The organism is Streptomyces sp. NPDC086777 (assembly GCF_040702065.1).
Classification (GTDB): Bacteria; Actinomycetota; Actinomycetes; order Streptomycetales; family Streptomycetaceae; genus Streptomyces.
The window spans coordinates 30,844-47,089 of sequence record NZ_JBFBJI010000023.1 but is presented as its reverse complement, the minus strand read 5'-3'; the positions used below and the strand labels follow the sequence as shown (position 1 = coordinate 47,089).

The window sequence follows — 16,246 nt, the reverse complement described above, 5'->3', positions numbered from 1 at the left end:
CCATCGCCCCGCCTCACGTCCGTCGCGGCTCAGTGCCCCCGGGCGATCCACTCCGCCAGGTGCGGTGCCTCGGCGCCGATGGTGGTCGGGTCGCCGTGTCCGGTCAGGACCTTGGTCTCCGGCGGGAGGGTGAGCAGCTTGTCCCGGATGGAGTCGATGATCGTCGGGAAGTGCGAGTACGACCGTCCGGTGGCGCCGGGGCCGCCCTGGAAGAGGGTGTCGCCGGTGAAGACGACGCCCAGGCCGGGGTCGTGGAGGCAGACGGCGCCGGGCGCGTGACCCGGCGTGTGCAGGACGGTCAGGTCGGCGCCCGCGGCCTCGATGACCAGCCCGTCGGACAGGTGGTTGTCGGGGTCGCGGTCGGGGTGGGTGAGCTTCCACAGCGGCAGGTCGTCGGGGTGCAGCCAGATCTTGGCACCGGTGAGGTCCGCGAGGGCGGGCGCGGCGTCGATGTGGTCGTTGTGGGCGTGGGTGCAGACGATCGCCTTCAGGACACGGTCGTCGACGGCCTCGGCGATGGCCCGGGCGTCGTGGGCGGCGTCGATGACGATCACCTCGCGTTCGTCGCCGACGATCCAGACGTTGTTGTCGACGTCCCAGGTGCCGCCGTCGAGGGTGAACCGGCCGGAGGTGACGAGGCGTTCGATGCGGGTGGTCATCACAGCACCACCACCGAACGCAGCACGTCGCCGCCGTGCATCCGCTCGAACGCCTTCTCCACCTCGTCGAGCTGGATGGTCTCGGTGACGAAGGCGTCCAGCGGCAGCCGCCCCTGCAGGTGCAGGTCGATCAGCATGGGGAAGTCCCGGGAGGGCAGGCAGTCGCCGTACCAGCTGGACTTTAGGGCGCCGCCGCGGCCGAAGACGTCCAGGAGGGGCAGTTCCAGCTTCATCTCGGGGGTGGGCACGCCGACCAGGACGACGGTGCCGGCGAGGTCGCGGGCGTAGAAGGCCTGCTGGTACGTCTCCGGGCGGCCGACCGCCTCGATGACGACGTCGGCGCCGAAGCCGCCGGTCAGGCCGCGGATCGCCTCGACCGGGTCGGTCTCGCGCGAGTTGACCGTGTGGGTGGCGCCCAGGGAGCGGGCCTTCTCCAGCTTCCGGTCGTCGATGTCGACGGCGATGATCTTCGCGGCGCCCGCGAGCCGGGACCCGGCGACCGCCGCGTCGCCGACCCCGCCGCAGCCGATCACGGCGACCGAGTCGCCCCGGCCGACGCCGCCCGTGTTGATCGCGGCGCCGATGCCCGCCATCACCCCGCAGCCCAGCAGCCCGGCGACCGCCGGGGAGACGGCCGGGTCGACCTTGGTGCACTGTCCGGCGGCGACCAGCGTCTTCTCGGCGAAGGCGCCGATGCCGAGGGCCGGGGCGAGCTCCTGCCCGGTCGAGGCGAGGGTCATCCTCTGCTTGGCGTTGTGGGTGTTGAAGCAGTACCAGGGCCGCCCGCGCAGACAGGCCCGGCACTGGCCGCACACGGCACGCCAGTTGAGGATCACGAAGTCACCGGGTGCGACGTCCGTGACGCCCTCGCCGACCGACTCCACCACTCCGGCGGCCTCGTGGCCGAGCAGGAAGGGGAACTCGTCGGTGATCCCGCCCTGCTTGTAGTGCAGGTCGGTGTGACAGACCCCGCAGGCCTGCACCTGTACGACGGCTTCGCCCGGCCCCGGGTCGGGCACCACGATCGTCTCGACCCGCACGGGCTCGTCCTTGCCCGGTGCGATCACGCCGCGTACTTCCTGCGCCATGGGCCTGCCCTTTCGTCGCTCTTCTGACGTGCTGTCTTCCGACCCTACGCGGGAACGATCAGCGACGGCACGCATGGGCCGATGCGGATCTTCCCGCCTCGCCGCCGTTCGTGCGGCCATCACCTCCGCCACATACCCCCGGGGGTACCTCTGCTACGGTGATCCATATACCCCCGGGGGTAATTCACCAGGGGGATCGAGGAGAGGAGTGTGCTGCCGTGTCCTTCGTCGACACCATCGAGGTGCCCGGACTGGGCAACCGCAGTTATCTGGCGGGCGGGGCGCACGGCGCCGTCGCCGTCGACCCGCCACGGGACGTCGACCGGGTGCTGGCGGCCGTCGCCCGCCGCGGGGTGCGGCTCACCCAGGTCATGGAGACGCACGTGCACAACGACTACGTCTCCGGCGGCCTGGAGCTGGCCCGGCTGACCGGGGCCGCGTACGTGGTGCCGGCCGGGGCGCGGGTGGCGTACGAGCGGGTGCCGGTGGCCGACGGGGACGTGCTGGAGATCGAGGCGGGCCTCGCGGTGCGCGCGCTGGCCACTCCCGGACACACTCCGCACCACACGTCGTACGTGCTGGAGGAGAGCGGCCGCGCGGTGGCCGTCTTCACCGGCGGTTCGCTGCTGATCGGCACGGTCGGCAGGCCCGATCTGGTGGAGCCCCGGCTCACCGGTGAGCTGGCGCGGGCCCAGCACGCCTCGGCGCACCGGCTGGCCGCCGAGCTGCCGGACGCGACGGCGGTGCTGCCGACGCACGGCTTCGGCAGCTTCTGCTCGGCCGGGGACGCCACCGGGCCGGCCACCACCGTCGGCCGGCAGCGCGTGGAGAACGACGCGCTGGTCAAGGACGTCGACACGTTCGTCGCGGAGCTGCTGGCCGGGCTCGACGACGTACCGGCGTACTACGCCCACATGGGCCCGTTGAACTCCGGTGGTCCGGCCCCCGTCGACCTCACGCCACCGGGCCGGGCGGACGCGGCGGAGATCGCGGTGCGGCTGGCCGCCGGGGAGTGGGTGGTGGACCTGCGCAACCGGGTGGCGTTCGCCGCGGGGCATGTCCCGGGCACCCTGAACTTCGAGGCCGACGGACAGCTCGCCACCTACCTGGCCTGGCTGCTGCCCTGGGGGCGGCAGGTCACGCTGCTCGCCGAGTCGGCGGCCCAGCTCGCCGCCGCCCAGCGCGAGCTGACCCGCGTCGGCATCGACCGCCCGGCCGTGGCGGCCACCGGCGCACCCGAGGCCTGGCTGCGCCCGGGCGAGCGGCCCCGCTCCTTCCCCCGGGCCCGCTTCGCGGACCTGGCCGCACGCGGCACGGAGGACGTGGTCGTCCTGGACGTGCGCCGGGACACGGAGCGGGCCGGCGGTCACATACGGGGCTCGTTCCACATACCGTTGCACCAGGTGCGGGACCGGCTGGGCGAGATACCCGGCGGCACGGTGTGGGTGCACTGCGCGGGCGGGATGCGGGCCGCTGTCGCCGCCTCGCTCCTCGACGCGGCCGGGCGCGACGTGGTGGCCGTGGACGACGGGTTCGCGGCCGCGCGGGCGGCCGGGCTGCCGATGGCCCGGCTCACCCCGGCCGAGGCCCGGGAGCGCACGGACGCGGAGGCCGTCCTGCTGGACGTCCGCGAGGCCGAGGCGTGGGCCGCCGGACACGCACCGGGGGCTGTGCACGTCCCGCTGTCCGGGCTGGTGGCCGGGGCTCCGCTGCCGCCGGCCGCGGCGGGCCGCCCGCTCGTCGTGATCTGCCGCTCGGGGCGGCGCTCACGGGAGGCGGCCGCGCTGCTGACCGCCCGGGGGCTGGACGTCGTGGACGTCGTGGGCGGGATGACCGCCTGGCACGCGGCGGGGTTCGCCGTGACCGCCGAGGGCAACGCCGGATGACCGCGCTCCTGCTCGCCCTCGGCGCCGGGGCCGTCACCGGGCTGGCACTCGGCGCCCTGGGCGGCGGCGGCAGCGTCCTGGCCGTACCGGCGTTGATCTATCTGCTCGGCTTCACCCCGGCCGCGGCCACCACCGCGAGCCTGGTCGTCGTCACCGTCACCTCGGTCACCGCGCTCGTGGCGCACGCCCGCGCGGGGGCGGTGCGGTGGCGGGCCGGTGCCGTGTTCGCGGCGGCCGGGATCGGGCCGGCGGCGGTCGGCGGGGCGGTCTCCCGGCAGGTGCCGGCGGCGGTGCTGACCGGGGCGTTCGCGGTGCTCGCCGCTGTGGCGGCGGTGCGTATGCTGCGGCCGGCGACCGCCCCGTGCACGGCGCCGACGGCAGCGGCGCGGGCGTTGCGGGTGGCCGGGGCGGGCGCCGGTCTCGGCGCGGTGACCGGGGTGCTCGGGGTGGGCGGCGGCTTCCTCGCCGTACCGTCCCTGGTGAACGTCGTGGGGCTGCGGATGCGCGCGGCGGTCGGTACCAGTCTGCTGGTCATCACGATCAACTCGCTCACCGCGCTGGCGGCGCGCGCCGGTTCGGCGGCGGACGTCGACTGGTCGGCCGTGGGCCCCTTCGCCGGGGCCGCGATCCTCGGCGCCTGGGACGGCAGGCGGCTCGCGGCCCGGCTCTCCGCGGGCACCCTGCAGCGGCTCTTCGCCTACGCGCTGCTCGCGGTGGCCGCGGTCATGCTGGCCGATGCCGTCGGCTGAGCGCTCCGCGGGAAGCGCCGCGATGTGCGGGAAGCGCCGCGATGTGCGGGAGCGCCGCGATCTGCCGACTGCGGCGCCGTCGTGGCTGGTCGCGCAGTTCCCCGCGCCCCTTCGGGGCGCTGCCGCTCGGGCCGTCGCACCGTTCCCCGAATCCCATTCGGGGCGCTGCCGCTCAGGCCGTTGCACCGTTCCCCGCGGGCTTTTCGGGGCGCTGCCGCTCAGACCGTTGCACAGTTCCCCGAATCCCATTCGGGGCGCTGCCGCTCAGGCCGTTGCACCGTTCCCCGCGTCCCCCCGCGTTGCTGGTGTTCAGGCCAGGGAGAGGAACAGCTTCTCCAGTCGTGCCTTCATCTGCTCGGTCGTCTCGTTGTCCGAACCGCTGCGGGCGGGGTCGATGATGCACTGCTGCAGGCCGGTCGCGATGATCGCGAAGCCTGCCCGGTCCAGGGCACGCGAGGCGGCAGCGAGCTGGGTGACCACGTCCTCGCAGTCGCGGCCCTCCTCGATCATCTTGATCACGCCGGCGATCTGCCCCTGTGCCCGGCGCAGCCGGTTCAGCACCGACTTGAGCTCGTCGCCCTCGAACCGAAGCTCCACGACCACCACTCCTCACATACCCGTAGGGGTATGGTACCCGCCCCTCGGGCGAACCCCTCACCGATCACCGCTGGGAAGGATCCCACCCGCCATGACCTCCGCTGCCCCGAACCCGGACCTCACTCCCGACCAGGCCCTCGCCCGCCTGCCCCTGCTGACCGTCGTCGACGTCCGCACGCCCGGCGAGTACGCCGCCGGCCACGTGCCCGGTGCCCACAACATCCCGCTGGACGACCTGCGCCGGGCGCTGCCCGCGCTCCGCGCCACGGACGGCGAGCTCCTCCTGGTGTGTGCCTCCGGCGCACGGGCCGAGCGTGCCCGGGCGGCCCTCGCCGAGCACGGCGTCCCGGCGGCCACCCTCATCGGCGGTACCCGCGGCTGGGCCGGACACGGTCACGCACTGGACCGGCCGAGGGGCGGGTCCCGTGCGGCCTGGGCCATGGAGCGCCAGGTGCGGTTCGCCGCCGGGGCGGCCGTCCTCGTGGGCCTGGGCCTCGGCCTGCTGCACCCGGCCGCGCTGCTCCTGTCGGCGGGGGTGGCGGGCGGCCTGGTGTTCTCCGCGCTCACCGACACCTGCGGCATGGCCGCGGTCCTGTCGAAGCTGCCGCACAACCGCCCGCGTCCGGCCGACCTCGACGCGACCCTGGCGAAGCTCGGTTCCGCCCGGAGCTGACCGGGCCCCGGAGCCGCGAACGGCCGCCGTAGCCTGGGCAGGTCGGAGGGCACCGCCCGCCGCCCGGACGAGGAGCACCGTGACCGCCGCAGACGCAGTTCCGACGCCACCGAGGAAGGAGCCCGTGTTCCGGCTGCTCCTCTCCTACGTACGGCCGCACCGCTGGGCCCTGTTGACCGGTGCGACGCTCTCGCTGGTGACCGGCGCGACCGGACTGCTGCTCCCGCTGGTGGCCCGGGGGCTGATCGACGACCTGTCCCACGACCGTTCCATCACGGGCAAGCTGCTCGCGATGGCGGGTCTGGTCGTCGCCAACGCCGGGGTGGGCGCGCTGGGTTCGTACGTGCTGCGGCGTGCCGGTGAGTCGGTGGTGCTCGGGGCCCGACGCACCCTGTCGTCATACCTGCTCAGGCTGCGGATCACAGCGGTGGACCGGACCGAACCCGGGGACCTGATGGCGCGGATCACCTCGGACACCACCCTGCTGCGCGAGGTCACCACGGACTCGCTGGTCGCACTCGGCACCGAGGGACTCACCCTGGTCGCCACCGTGGTGATGATGGGGCTGGTCGATCCGGTGCTGCTCGCCGTCACCCTCGTCGTGATCGCCGCGGCGGGCACGGTGGTGGGCACGATCGTGCCGCGCATCAACCGGGCGAGCCGCCGTGCGCAGGACGCGGTCGGGGAGATGGGGGCCTCGCTGGAGCGGGTGCTGGGCGCCCTGCGCACGGTGAAGGCGTCCGGCGCCGAACACCGGGAGGAACTCGCCCTGCACGAGGCCGCCGAGGAGTCCTGGCGGCAGAGCGTGCGGGCCGCCAAGTGGTCGGCCGCCGCGGGCAACACGGCGGGGCTCGCGATGCAGCTGGCGTTCATCACCGTGCTCGCGGTGGGCGGGGCGCGGGTGGCGACGGGCGCGATCGGGGTGGGCACGCTGGTGGCGTTCCTGCTCTACGTCTTCTATCTGATGCAGCCGATCCAGCAGGTCGTCGGGGCGGTCACCCAGTACCAGACCGGCGCCGGCGCCCTCGCCCGGATCCAGGAGGCGCTGCGGCTGCCGGCCGAACCCCCGGCCCGGCCCGCCGAGTTGCCGTCCGTCGGCACCGAACCGGCCTCGGTCGCCTTCACCGACGTGCGCTTCCGCTACGCCGACGACCTGCCGTACGTCCACCACGGCGTCAGCTTCGACGTCCCGGCGCGGGGCATGACAGCGTTCGTCGGGCCGTCCGGCGCGGGCAAGACCACCGTGTTCTCGCTGATCGAGCGGTTCTACGACCCCGAGTCCGGCACGATCGCCGTGGACGGCCGCCCGGTCGCCGACTGGGAACTGCCGCTGCTGCGTTCGGCCATCGGGTACGTCGAGCAGGACGCTCCGGTGCTGTCGGGCACCCTGAAGGACAATCTGCTGCTGGGCAACCCGGAGGCGGACGAGGACGCGGTCGCGCGGGTGCTGAAGACGACCCGGCTCGACGGTCTGGTCGCCCGGCTGCCGCGGGGGCTGGAGACCCTGGTCGGTCATCGCGGCACCAAGCTGTCCGGCGGGGAGCGCCAACGGGTGGCGATCGCACGGGCGTTGCTGCGCCGACCTCGGCTGCTGCTGTTGGACGAGGCCACCTCGCAGCTCGACGCGGTGAACGAGGCGGCGCTCCGGGACACCGTCGCCGACGTGGCGCGGTCGACGACGGTGCTGGTGGTCGCGCACCGCCTGTCGACGGTGACCATGGCGGACCGGATCGTCGTCATGGAAGCGGGCCGGGTCCGCGCGGTGGGCACCCACCGGGAGCTGGTGGCGGCGGACCCGCTCTACGCGGAGCTGGCGGCGACGCAGTTCCTGGCGTCGGAGCACTGAGAGCGGGGCACCGGGAGCGCGCGGCGAGGAGGGCCGCCCCTGCCGGGACGGCCCTCGGTGTTCGGCGCGGTCAGGCTTCGATGCCCGGCAGCAGCCCCATGGCGGGCGCGGCCAGGTCGGTGAGCTGGTGCAGCTCGCCGAGCTTGTGGAGTCCGTTCAGCCCCTGCACCTGCTCCGAGACCTTCGGCATCCGGTCCCGGTACTCCGCGGGGATGTCGCCGCGGGTGACCGAGTCGAGCACGCCGAGCGCGGTGAGCTTCCCGGGGTGCTGCGCGCCCGCGTCGGCCGCGTTCGCGAGCGGCGCGGCGAGGCCGGAGACCCCGACCGCAAGGCCGACGGCGGCGACGATACGTCGTGTTGAGATCATGTCCTCAGCAACGGCCCCGGGACCGGGCCGGACACGGGCAGCCGGTCCCCCTCACCCGCAAGGCGGAGCGGGCGGCCTGCGCTTGCCGAGCCCGACGGGGCGGGGGACGCTCGATGTGAGGGGCTCGCGCGGCCCGCTCCAGATCGGGTCGCGGGGTCCCGCAGGAGGTCACCATGGGCACTGCGACGGGTTCCACGTTCGACACCGACACGCTGCGCCGGGCGATAGAGGGGAACACCGGGAACAGCCTTCTGGCGCTCTACGCGGACGACGCGGAGATCCGCATCATCGACCGCGACACCCAGCCCAGCCACCCCAAGGTCCTGCACGGCCGCCGGGACATCGCCGCGCTGCTGGACGACGTCTACAGCCGCGACATGACGCACAGGCTGGACCGGTGCATCGTCCAGGGCGACCAGGCCGCCTTCAGCGAGTCCTGCGAGTACGGGGACGGGGTCCGGGTGCTCGCCGAGTCGATGATCACGCTGCGCGACGGCAAGATCGCCGAACAGATCATGATCCAGGCATGGGACGAGTAGTCGCCAGGACCGGGAGGATCCAGATCAGCTCCCGGCTGACCTGGACCTTCTCGGCGCGGGCGGCGCTGGGGCAGGCCCGCCGGCCACGGCCTCGCGCGTGCACGGCGCTGCTGCGGGCGCTGCTGCGGACCGCGCACTGCCGCCGAAGACGCCGAGGGTCTCGGTTACCCTGAGGGCGGGCCGTGACTGGCGCTGAGGTGGAGCACCACCGGGGAGCGGCCCGCAGTGTCGTTGCCGTGCGCCTGGGCGATCGAGGTCGAACCAGCCCAGGAGTGTGCGCATGACCCAGGCCAGTCTCATGGACGGCACCGCCGTCGCCCGCCGGATCGTCGAGCAGACCGCGCAGCGGGCGGCCGGCCTTACCGCACGGACCGGCGTCACGCCGTGTCTGGCGACCGTGCTGGTCGGCGAGGACCCCGCCTCCGTCACCTATGTCCGGATGAAGCAGAACCGCAGCCGCACGGCGGGCATCGCCTCCCGGCACGTGGCGCTGCCGGCCACCACGACCACCGCGGAACTGGTGAGCGAGCTCCGGAGATTGTCGGCCGACCCGGCGGTGCACGGCATCCTGCTTCAGCACCCGGTCGGCGGACACATCGACGAGCGGGCCGCGTTCGAGGCGATCGCGCCGGAGAAGGACGTGGACGGCGTGACCTTCGCGTCGTTCGCGACGATGAGCTTCGGCCTGCCCGGCTTCGTCTCCTGCACCCCCGGCGGCATGCTGCGCCTGCTCGACGCCTACGACGTCGACCCGGCAGGGAAGCGGGCGGTGGTCGTCGGCCGCAGCGCGATCCTGGGCAAGCCGGCCGGCATGCTGCTGCTCGCCCGCGACGCCACCGTCACCTACTGCCACTCCCGCACCCGGGACCTGTCCGCGGTCGTCCGGGAGGCGGACATCGTGGTCGCCGCCGTCGGCCGGCCCCGGCTGATCCTGGGCCGGGACCTCAAGCCGGGCGCGGTCGTGCTGGACGCCGGCTACAACGAGGGCAACGTCGGCGACGTCGACTTCGACACCGCCGTCGAGCGGGCCTCGCTGATCACGCCCGTGCCGGGCGGGGTCGGCCCGATGACCATCGCCGTGCTGCTGGAGCAGACGGTGGCGGCGGCCGCCCGACAGCTCGGGGTGTGAGGGTCAGCGCAGCCAGGCGCGGTACTCCATGACGTCCCCGGCCCGCACCCCGTACTCGGGCTCGTCCCGGGTGAAGGTGGTCTCCAGACCGAGCACGGCACCGGTGGCCGGGTCCAGGATCAGCATCCGCCGTCCGCCGGTGCCCGCGTCGAGGACGTACGCCTGTCCGGTGCGGCCCAGTCGGTCGGTGACCTGCCCGGCGGGCCGCAGCCCCTTCGCCTCGGCGAGCAGGTCGGCCAGGGCCGCCGACTCGCGTGCCCCGAGCGTCCAGTTGTCCAGCAACTCCACAGTGGCGTCGAGGAGTTCGGGCGTGGTGAGGGTGTCGCTGTGGATCAGGTCGGTGAGGTAGGCGCGGAGCTTCGCGGGGTCGTGCGGGGGTGTGGACAGGGGCGGGGCGTCGCCCCACATCGGCGGGAACGTCTGCCGGCTGAGCACATGGCCGTCCTCGACCCGGCCCGTGTCGGTCAGGACGGGCCGGCCCGCGTGGTCCGGGTCGGTCGCCACGACGACCTCGGTGTGGGTGTCGTCCGCCCGCCAGCGCACCACGCGCTCCTCGGGCAGGGTGACCGGTGGCCTGTCGTCACTCATGGCCAGGCTCCAGGACTGCACGTGGGTGCCCCGGCGCAGCGCCGGGGAGCCGTCCGTGGCGGCCACGGCCGCGAGTTCCGCGACCTGGGCGAGCGGTACGGCGGTGGAGTGGGCGCGGACGGTCAGCGGCCGGGGTGCGGCAACCGCCGGGGCGCCCGAGGAGCCGCCGAGCAGCACGGTCAGTGTGGTGGCCGTCACGACGGCGGCCGCGGCCAGCCCCCACAGCAGCCGGGGCCGGGCCCAGGTCCGGCGGCCGGGGCGGTGGTCGTGCAGCAACCGGTTGAGGTGCCGTTCGGCGGTGTGGTCCAGGGGGCCGTCACCGAAGTGGGGGCCGTCGGCGGGTACCGGGTCGGCGGTGTGCAGCAGGTCGAGTTCGTCAGCCATGGCGGTGTTCCTCGGGAAGGGCCTCGGCGGCGGGCGGGCGCAGTCGGTCGATCTCGGCTCTGAGCCGCCGGCGGGCGCGGTGCAGCCGCATCGCCGCCGCCCGGCCGCCGCAGCCCAGGACGACCGCGATCTCGTCGGCCCCGAGCTCCTCCCACGCGGCCAGCCGCAGCACCTCCTGGTCGGCCGGGGACAGCCGGGCCAGCGCGTCGTGCACCCAGGCGCCGGGGCGCTCGCTGTCCGGGGCGGCCACGATGTGCCGTGCGTGCGCCGTCTGGTCGTTGCCCAGCCGGTCCAGCAGCCGGCGCCGGCGCCCGTATCCGCGTACCGCGTTGGCGAGGCAGTTGCGTGCCACGCCGTACAGCCAGGGCAGCGGGGCCGCCGGCAGATCGGCGCGGCGGCGCCAGGCCACCGTGAACACCTCCGCCACCACTTCCTCCACCTCGCCGGCCCGCCCGTCCAGTCGCCGCGCGACATAGCGGCTGACCGCCCAGTAGTGCTCGCGATAGGCAGCGGCGAAGATCTCGTCGTTGCTCATGTCCCGTTCTTGTCCGGCACCTCTCCGCACGTCACACCCGTCTCCGTGACGCTCGTCGCATCTGCCAAGTGTGACCGGTGGGCACAGCACGGACACAGGCGGGGCATGAGGAACCTCAAGTGGCTGACGACCACGGATCACAAGACGATCGGGACGCTGTACCTGGTCACGGCGTTCTCGTTCTTCTGCGTGGGCGGGGTGATGGCCCTGCTGATGCGCGCCGAGCTGGCCCGCCCCGGTCTGCAGATCATGTCGAACGAACAGTTCAACCAGGCGTTCACGATGCACGGCACGATCATGCTGCTGATGTTCGCGACCCCGCTGTTCGCCGGCTTCGCGAACTGGATCATGCCGCTGCAGATCGGCGCCCCGGACGTGGCCTTCCCGCGCCTGAACATGCTCGCCTACTGGCTGTACCTGCTCGGCTCCAGCATCGCGGTGGGCGGTTTCCTCACCCCGCAGGGGGCTGCCGACTTCGGCTGGTTCGCCTACGCACCGCTCTCGGACGCGGTGCGGACCCCGGGGATCGGCGCCGACATGTGGATCATGGGCCTGGCCCTCTCCGGCTTCGGCACCATCCTCGGCGCGGTCAACTTCATCACCACGATCATCTGCATGCGGGCCCCGGGCATGACCATGTTCCGGATGCCGATCTTCACCTGGAACGTCCTTCTCACCGCCGTGCTGGTCCTGCTCGCCTTCCCCGTCCTCGCCGCAGCCCTGTTCGCCCTGGAGGCGGACCGGAAATTCGGGGCACATGTCTTCGACGCGGCGAACGGCGGGGCGCTGCTCTGGCAGCACCTGTTCTGGTTCTTCGGCCACCCGGAGGTGTACATCATCGCGCTGCCGTTCTTCGGCATCATCAGCGAGGTCATCCCGGTCTTCGCCCGCAAGCCGATGTTCGGATACATGGGCCTGGTCGCGGCGACCATCTCGATCGCCGGTCTCTCGGTGACGGTCTGGGCCCACCACATGTACGTCACGGGCGGTGTCCTCCTCCCCTTCTTCTCCTTCATGACCTTCCTGATCGCCGTCCCGACGGGAGTGAAGTTCTTCAACTGGATCGGCACCATGTGGCAGGGCTCGCTGTCCTTCGAGACACCCATGCTCTGGACCATGGGCTTCCTGGTGACGTTCGTCTTCGGCGGCCTGACCGGCGTGATGCTCGCGTCCCCGCCGATCGACTTCCACGTCTCCGACTCGTACTTCGTCGTCGCCCACTTCCACTACGTGGTCTTCGGTACGGTCGTCTTCGCGATGTTCGCCGGATTCCACTTCTGGTGGCCCAAGTTCACCGGCAAGATGCTCGACGAACGCCTCGGCAAGATCACCTTCTGGACGCTGTTCATCGGCTTCCACGGGACGTTCCTGGTCCAGCACTGGCTGGGCGCCGAGGGGATGCAGCGCCGGATCCCCGACTACCTGGCGGTCGAGGGGTTCGCCACCCTCAACACGGTCTCGACCATCTTCTCGTTCCTGCTGGGCTCGTCACTGCTCCCGTTCCTCTACAACGTCTGGAAGACGGCCAAGTACGGGGAGAAAGTGGAGTCGGACGACCCGTGGGGCTACGGCCGCTCCCTGGAGTGGGCGACCTCCTGCCCACCCCCGCGCCACAACTTCGTCTCGCTGCCGCAGATCCGCAGCGAGTCACCGGCCTTCGACCTGCACCACGCCCCCATAGAGCGGGAGTTGAGCGTCCAGTGACGGCACGGGAGGAGGAACGGGCGCTGGTGACCCAGGTCGAGGGGCATCTGCTGCTGTCCGCCACCAGGGAGGAGGGCCGGCGGGCGGCGGCTCGGCTCGCGGACTGCTTCGGCTGGCTCACGGAGACCCAACGCGCCGACCTCGTGCAGCATTTCGAGAACGAGTACATGGCCGTGGCCAGACTGTCCTGGCAACGCACGTCACATCGCGCCGAGCAGTTGAGGCACGAGTACGAGTCGAGATACCGGTCGCTGCGCCGGCGCCTCGTGGCGTGCTGCCTGGGGGCCTGCGCCCTGCTGACGGCAACAGTTCTGCTGACGCTGTCCGCAAGAGCGCCCCAGTAGGGCGCGGGGAGCTGTGCGACCGGCCACAGCCCACCCGCGTCCGACCGGTCACCTGCTCAACTCCGGCTCCACTGCTGATTGGTCCCGCCATTGCAGGCCCACAGCACCAGCGAGGTCCCGTTCCCGGTCGCCGCCCCGTACGCGTCCAGGCACAGCCCGGCGTTCACGTTCGTGATCGTCCCGTCCGCGTTCACGTTCCACTTCTGGTTGGCCTGCCCGTTGCAGTCCCAGATGACGACCTTGGTGCCGTTGGCGGTGCCCTGGTCGTAGGCGTCCAGGCACTTGTCGCCGTACACCACGAACTCCTTGCGGGAGGTGTACGTCCAGGCCTGGTTCTGGCCGCCGTTGCAGTCCCAGATCTCGGCCTGCGTGCCGTTGGTGACGGTGTTGTCGTAGACGTCGGCACAGCGGCCGGACTGCGTGCCGACGAGCAGGCTGCCGTTGGTGCCGGGGATCGGGCCGACCGTGATCGCGCCGAGCGCGGGCAGTGAACTCCCGCTGAAGGTCAGTGTGTTGCCCGACCCCTTGGCCAGGTTGACCTGCACGGACACGGTCCCCTGCGCTGATCCGGTCGGCGGGAAGGACACCGTCGTGGCCGTCTGGCCGTTGACCTGGAGGGTGCCGGTGACGGCGGTGGAGCCGGTGTTGGTGTACGCGACGTCGACGACGTCCAGGCCGGTGCTCGCGGCGCCGACCCCGGTGTACCTGCCGGTGGCGGACGCGCCGTAGCTCGTGCTCGCCGCCTCCGTACCGCCGCTGACCTTGAGCATCACCGAGCCGCCGGCCGGGACACCGGCGGTGTAGCTCGTGGCGTACGAGCCGAGGTCCGTCTGCGCCCACAGGTCGCGGACGGACGCCGGGGCGCTGGTCAGGCCGAGGTCGGACCAGCGGACGGTGATGTTCTGGGCGGCGGAGGTGCGGTTGAGGAGGACGACCGCGCGGTTCCCGGTTCCGGAGAGGACCCTGCCGTAGACCTGGAGGCCGGCGGTGTCCTCGGCGACCTTGACGCCCTGGAGGCCGCGCGGGTCCTGGTCGACGGCGACGACGTCGGAGTTCTTGAGGATGGCCGCCGTCTCACCGGTCATCGTGGTGAGGTCGTTCCCTGCGAGCAGCGGGGCGCCGGAGATCGCCCACAGGGCCATGTGGGTGCGGTTCTGGGCCGCCGTGAGGCCGGACATGCCGACGGTGAGCATGTCGGGGTCGTTGTAGTAACCGGTGTGCTGGGCGGCCGGGTGCAGGCTCTGGTCGAAGTTGGACAGCACCGCCGACTGCGACGCCGTGCCGCCGTAGTAGTAGATGTCCGTGCTGGTCCGCCACATGGGGGCGAGGCCCGTCGCCCAGTTCCAGGTGTTCTGGTAGCCCCAGTTGCAGATGGACAGGGTCAGCGGCCGGCCGGTGGTGGCCACGGCGGTGGCGACGGCCGAGCTGATCGACTTGTACGTGGTGGCCGCGTCCAGGCCCTCGGCGTCGCCGCCGCACCAGTCGACCTTCACGAAGTCGAAGCCCCACCGCGAGAACTGGAGCATGTCCTGGCCGTAGTGCCCCTCGCTGCCGGTGCCGGCGGCGGCGGGGCGGCCGGTCGGGTAGTAGTAGCCGCAGCCGTTGGCGCCCGCGTCGGTGTAGATGCCGGCCTTCAGGCCCTTGCTGTGGATGTAGTCGGCGATGGCGCTCATGCCGCCGGGCCACTCACTCGTGTCGACGGTGATGTTGCCCGCGCTGTCCCGGGTGCCCTGCCACCAGCCCTCGTCGATGTTGATGTACCGGTAGCCGGCGTCCGGGAGCCCGGCCGCGACGAACGCGTCGACCTGTGCCTTGATGACGTCGTAGTCGATCTTCGCCGCGAAGCTGTTCCAGGAGGCCCAGCCCATCGGGGCGGTGGGCACCGCGATCTGCCGGACCGTCGCCGCCCGGGCCGGTCCCGGCACGGCGAAGAGGAGCGCGACGGCGGCCGTCAGGGCCAGGGCGAGGGTGCGCAGGGCGGCAGACCACAGGTGTCGTACGAGACCGCTGCCGGTCGATCTGGGCGGGGGGTACATGCGGCTCCTCCACGGGGGTGCACGAGGGGGGTACACGGGGGGCACTCCTCACACTCGTTCGGGATATCGAACTCAGATCGGTGACCCGAACATGCCGGCGCGCTGACCGTAGGGCCGCCGGAGGGTGAAGTCAACGGCTGGGACACGCGTGAAGTCGCCCTCGCCTTCGCGACGTTCACCCCTGAGGGCGCGCTCGCCGCCACGACCGCCGGTCGTGTGCACAGCGACCATGGCGGCGGGTCTCGCGGGGCGACGTGGCCCCGTCAGGAGCGCCGGAGGTGCCGCGGCCGAGGGCTGGGGGGGGAACTGCGCGACCGGCCACCCCGCACCCGCGGCCGAACGTCACCCCCCCCCTCGGCTCACCCCCTGGGCCGCCACCCCTCCGGCCGCAGGATCCCCACCAGCAACCGCACCAACTCCGCCACGACGTCGTCCAGCGTCGCCTCCACCCATCCCGCGCTCCAGTCGTGCAGCAGCCCGTTCACGCTGCCGATGAACGCCGTCGCGGCCAGCCGGTAGTCCCGCGGCGCCGCATCCCCCCGCGCGACCGCCGCGTTCGCCTCGGTGCATATCAGCTCCACCCACCGCGCCCGCCGGGCCAGCCGCTGCTCCTCCAGCCGCGGGCTGACCCCGATGATCTCCACGAAGGCGATGCGGATCCGCCGCGGGTCCGACGTGACGTCCCGTGCGTACGCCCGGAACAGCACCGTCACCCGCTCGGCCAACGGCAGCGGTTCGGCCTCGGCGAACGCGTCGGCCACCGCCTGCTCCGCCCACCCGTTGACCTCCAGGTGCAACGCGGCGAGCACGTCCTCCAGCGTGTGGAACTCCTCGTAGAACTGACGCGTCGACAGACCCGCCGCCTGACTCAGCGCGGCGACGGTCGTGGCACGGAACCCCGGCGCCTCGCCGAAGAGCTGGAGCGCCGCGTCCAGGAAGCGCCGACGCCGGTCGGCCTTGCGTTCCGCGGCGGACCGGCCGCCGTAGCGACCCGTCGGTGCCTTGAGCCTGCCCGCCAAGACTGCCCCCTCCGTTGACCGCCCGATGGCCGATTTTCTCGCGTACGCCTCTTGTGGAGACAGCGACCCCTTCCTTACTTTTCAGTAAGTTCCTTTTGAACGC

The 16,246-nt window shown here is 72.6% G+C and carries 16 protein-coding genes, 1 pseudogene and 1 riboswitch; of the genes and pseudogenes, 9 read left to right on the top strand and 8 right to left on the bottom strand.

Annotated elements, in window-relative coordinates:
* Window positions 1-29: 29 nt before the first annotated feature.
* Complete coding sequence (locus AB0472_RS29145) at window positions 30-659, bottom strand: MBL fold metallo-hydrolase (RefSeq protein ID WP_366360588.1); 630 nt, start codon at window positions 657-659, stop codon at window positions 30-32.
* Entirely contained in the window at window positions 659-1,747 is a 1,089-nt protein-coding gene (locus AB0472_RS29140) for an S-(hydroxymethyl)mycothiol dehydrogenase (RefSeq protein WP_366360586.1), read from the bottom strand. Before AB0472_RS29140 ends, AB0472_RS29145 begins: the two co-directional genes overlap by 1 nt.
* A 218-nt stretch (window positions 1,748-1,965) precedes the next feature.
* Here AB0472_RS29140 and AB0472_RS29135 point away from each other — a divergent pair.
* From AB0472_RS29135 to AB0472_RS29125, 3 genes and pseudogenes are all read left to right on the top strand, one after another.
* A pseudogene (locus AB0472_RS29135) lies at window positions 1,966-3,312 on the top strand (MBL fold metallo-hydrolase); the annotation flags it as partial.
* Window positions 3,310-3,633, top strand: coding sequence for a rhodanese-like domain-containing protein (locus AB0472_RS29130; protein ID WP_366360749.1), 324 nt, complete (start codon window positions 3,310-3,312; stop codon window positions 3,631-3,633). The pseudogene AB0472_RS29135 and the gene AB0472_RS29130, both read left to right, overlap by 3 nt.
* Window positions 3,630-4,382 (top strand): sulfite exporter TauE/SafE family protein, encoded by a 753-nt coding sequence (locus AB0472_RS29125; RefSeq protein WP_366360584.1) that lies wholly within the window; start codon window positions 3,630-3,632, stop codon window positions 4,380-4,382. The genes AB0472_RS29130 and AB0472_RS29125 overlap by 4 nt, the downstream gene beginning before the upstream one ends.
* Window positions 4,383-4,691: 309 nt before the next feature.
* Here AB0472_RS29125 and AB0472_RS29120 read toward each other — a convergent pair whose 3' ends face one another.
* Window positions 4,692-4,979, bottom strand: a complete 288-nt coding sequence (locus AB0472_RS29120) for a metal-sensitive transcriptional regulator (RefSeq protein ID WP_366360582.1) — start codon at window positions 4,977-4,979, stop codon at window positions 4,692-4,694.
* Window positions 4,980-5,070: 91 nt separating this feature from the next.
* Here AB0472_RS29120 and AB0472_RS29115 point away from each other — a divergent pair, with 91 nt between their 5' ends.
* Together AB0472_RS29115 and AB0472_RS29110 are read left to right on the top strand one after the other, a co-directional pair.
* Window positions 5,071-5,652 carry a rhodanese-like domain-containing protein gene (locus tag AB0472_RS29115; RefSeq protein ID WP_366360580.1) on the top strand — a complete coding sequence of 194 codons (582 nt, stop codon included), beginning with the start codon at window positions 5,071-5,073 and terminating at the stop codon, window positions 5,650-5,652.
* A gap of 124 nt (window positions 5,653-5,776) precedes the next feature.
* On the top strand, window positions 5,777-7,498 hold the full coding sequence (locus AB0472_RS29110; RefSeq protein ID WP_366360578.1) for an ABC transporter ATP-binding protein: 1,722 nt from the start codon (window positions 5,777-5,779) through the stop codon (window positions 7,496-7,498).
* 70 nt (window positions 7,499-7,568) lie between these two features.
* On the opposite strand, the gene AB0472_RS29105 is transcribed toward AB0472_RS29110, so the two are convergent.
* Entirely contained in the window at window positions 7,569-7,865 is a 297-nt protein-coding gene (locus AB0472_RS29105; RefSeq protein ID WP_366360576.1) for a hypothetical protein, read from the bottom strand.
* A gap of 173 nt (window positions 7,866-8,038) precedes the next feature.
* Here AB0472_RS29105 and AB0472_RS29100 point away from each other — a divergent pair, with 173 nt between their 5' ends.
* Both AB0472_RS29100 and AB0472_RS29095 read left to right on the top strand, forming a co-directional pair.
* Window positions 8,039-8,404 (top strand): nuclear transport factor 2 family protein, encoded by a 366-nt coding sequence (locus AB0472_RS29100; RefSeq protein WP_366360574.1) that lies wholly within the window; start codon window positions 8,039-8,041, stop codon window positions 8,402-8,404.
* Window positions 8,405-8,576: 172 nt separating this feature from the next.
* A riboswitch (ZMP/ZTP riboswitch) is annotated at window positions 8,577-8,659 on the top strand.
* 25 nt (window positions 8,660-8,684) lie between these two features.
* Entirely contained in the window at window positions 8,685-9,533 is an 849-nt protein-coding gene (locus tag AB0472_RS29095) for a bifunctional 5,10-methylenetetrahydrofolate dehydrogenase/5,10-methenyltetrahydrofolate cyclohydrolase (protein WP_366360572.1), read from the top strand.
* A 3-nt stretch (window positions 9,534-9,536) separates the two neighbouring features.
* On the opposite strand, the gene AB0472_RS29090 is transcribed toward AB0472_RS29095, so the two are convergent.
* Entirely contained in the window at window positions 9,537-10,505 is a 969-nt protein-coding gene (locus AB0472_RS29090) for a CU044_5270 family protein (protein ID WP_366360570.1), read from the bottom strand.
* Complete coding sequence (locus AB0472_RS29085) at window positions 10,498-11,040, bottom strand: sigma-70 family RNA polymerase sigma factor (RefSeq protein WP_366360568.1); 543 nt, start codon at window positions 11,038-11,040, stop codon at window positions 10,498-10,500. The genes AB0472_RS29090 and AB0472_RS29085 overlap by 8 nt, the downstream gene beginning before the upstream one ends.
* A 105-nt stretch (window positions 11,041-11,145) precedes the next feature.
* Here AB0472_RS29085 and ctaD point away from each other — a divergent pair, with 105 nt between their 5' ends.
* Window positions 11,146-12,744: a cytochrome c oxidase subunit I gene (gene ctaD / locus AB0472_RS29080; protein ID WP_366360566.1), complete on the top strand. Its 1,599-nt coding sequence runs from the start codon at window positions 11,146-11,148 to the stop codon at window positions 12,742-12,744.
* Entirely contained in the window at window positions 12,741-13,088 is a 348-nt protein-coding gene (locus AB0472_RS29075; RefSeq protein ID WP_366360564.1) for a hypothetical protein, read from the top strand. Before ctaD ends, AB0472_RS29075 begins: the two co-directional genes overlap by 4 nt.
* 56 nt (window positions 13,089-13,144) lie before the next feature.
* On the opposite strand, the gene AB0472_RS29070 is transcribed toward AB0472_RS29075, so the two are convergent.
* Complete coding sequence (locus AB0472_RS29070) at window positions 13,145-15,124, bottom strand: ricin-type beta-trefoil lectin domain protein (protein ID WP_366360562.1); 1,980 nt, start codon at window positions 15,122-15,124, stop codon at window positions 13,145-13,147.
* Between the two features lie 359 nt (window positions 15,125-15,483).
* Window positions 15,484-16,143, bottom strand: a complete 660-nt coding sequence (locus AB0472_RS29065; protein WP_366360560.1) for a TetR/AcrR family transcriptional regulator — start codon at window positions 16,141-16,143, stop codon at window positions 15,484-15,486.
* Window positions 16,144-16,246: the final 103 nt, after the last annotated feature.

Bases quoted from the DNA above. Each gene is read 5' to 3' on its own strand.
- AB0472_RS29145 (WP_366360588.1), bottom strand. From the start codon at position 659: ATGACCACCCGCATCGAACGCCTCGTCACCTCCGGCCGGTTCACCCTC.
- AB0472_RS29140 (WP_366360586.1), bottom strand. From the start codon at position 1,747: ATGGCGCAGGAAGTACGCGGCGTGATCGCACCGGGCAAGGACGAGCCC.
- AB0472_RS29130 (WP_366360749.1), top strand. From the start codon at position 3,310: ATGGCCCGGCTCACCCCGGCCGAGGCCCGGGAGCGCACGGACGCGGAG.
- AB0472_RS29125 (WP_366360584.1), top strand. From the start codon at position 3,630: ATGACCGCGCTCCTGCTCGCCCTCGGCGCCGGGGCCGTCACCGGGCTG.
- AB0472_RS29115 (WP_366360580.1), top strand. From the start codon at position 5,071: ATGACCTCCGCTGCCCCGAACCCGGACCTCACTCCCGACCAGGCCCTC.
- AB0472_RS29105 (WP_366360576.1), bottom strand. From the start codon at position 7,865: ATGATCTCAACACGACGTATCGTCGCCGCCGTCGGCCTTGCGGTCGGG.
- AB0472_RS29100 (WP_366360574.1), top strand. From the start codon at position 8,039: ATGGGCACTGCGACGGGTTCCACGTTCGACACCGACACGCTGCGCCGG.
- AB0472_RS29095 (WP_366360572.1), top strand. From the start codon at position 8,685: ATGACCCAGGCCAGTCTCATGGACGGCACCGCCGTCGCCCGCCGGATC.
- AB0472_RS29090 (WP_366360570.1), bottom strand. From the start codon at position 10,505: ATGGCTGACGAACTCGACCTGCTGCACACCGCCGACCCGGTACCCGCC.
- AB0472_RS29085 (WP_366360568.1), bottom strand. From the start codon at position 11,040: ATGAGCAACGACGAGATCTTCGCCGCTGCCTATCGCGAGCACTACTGG.
- ctaD (WP_366360566.1), top strand. From the start codon at position 11,146: ATGAGGAACCTCAAGTGGCTGACGACCACGGATCACAAGACGATCGGG.
- AB0472_RS29070 (WP_366360562.1), bottom strand. From the start codon at position 15,124: ATGTACCCCCCGCCCAGATCGACCGGCAGCGGTCTCGTACGACACCTG.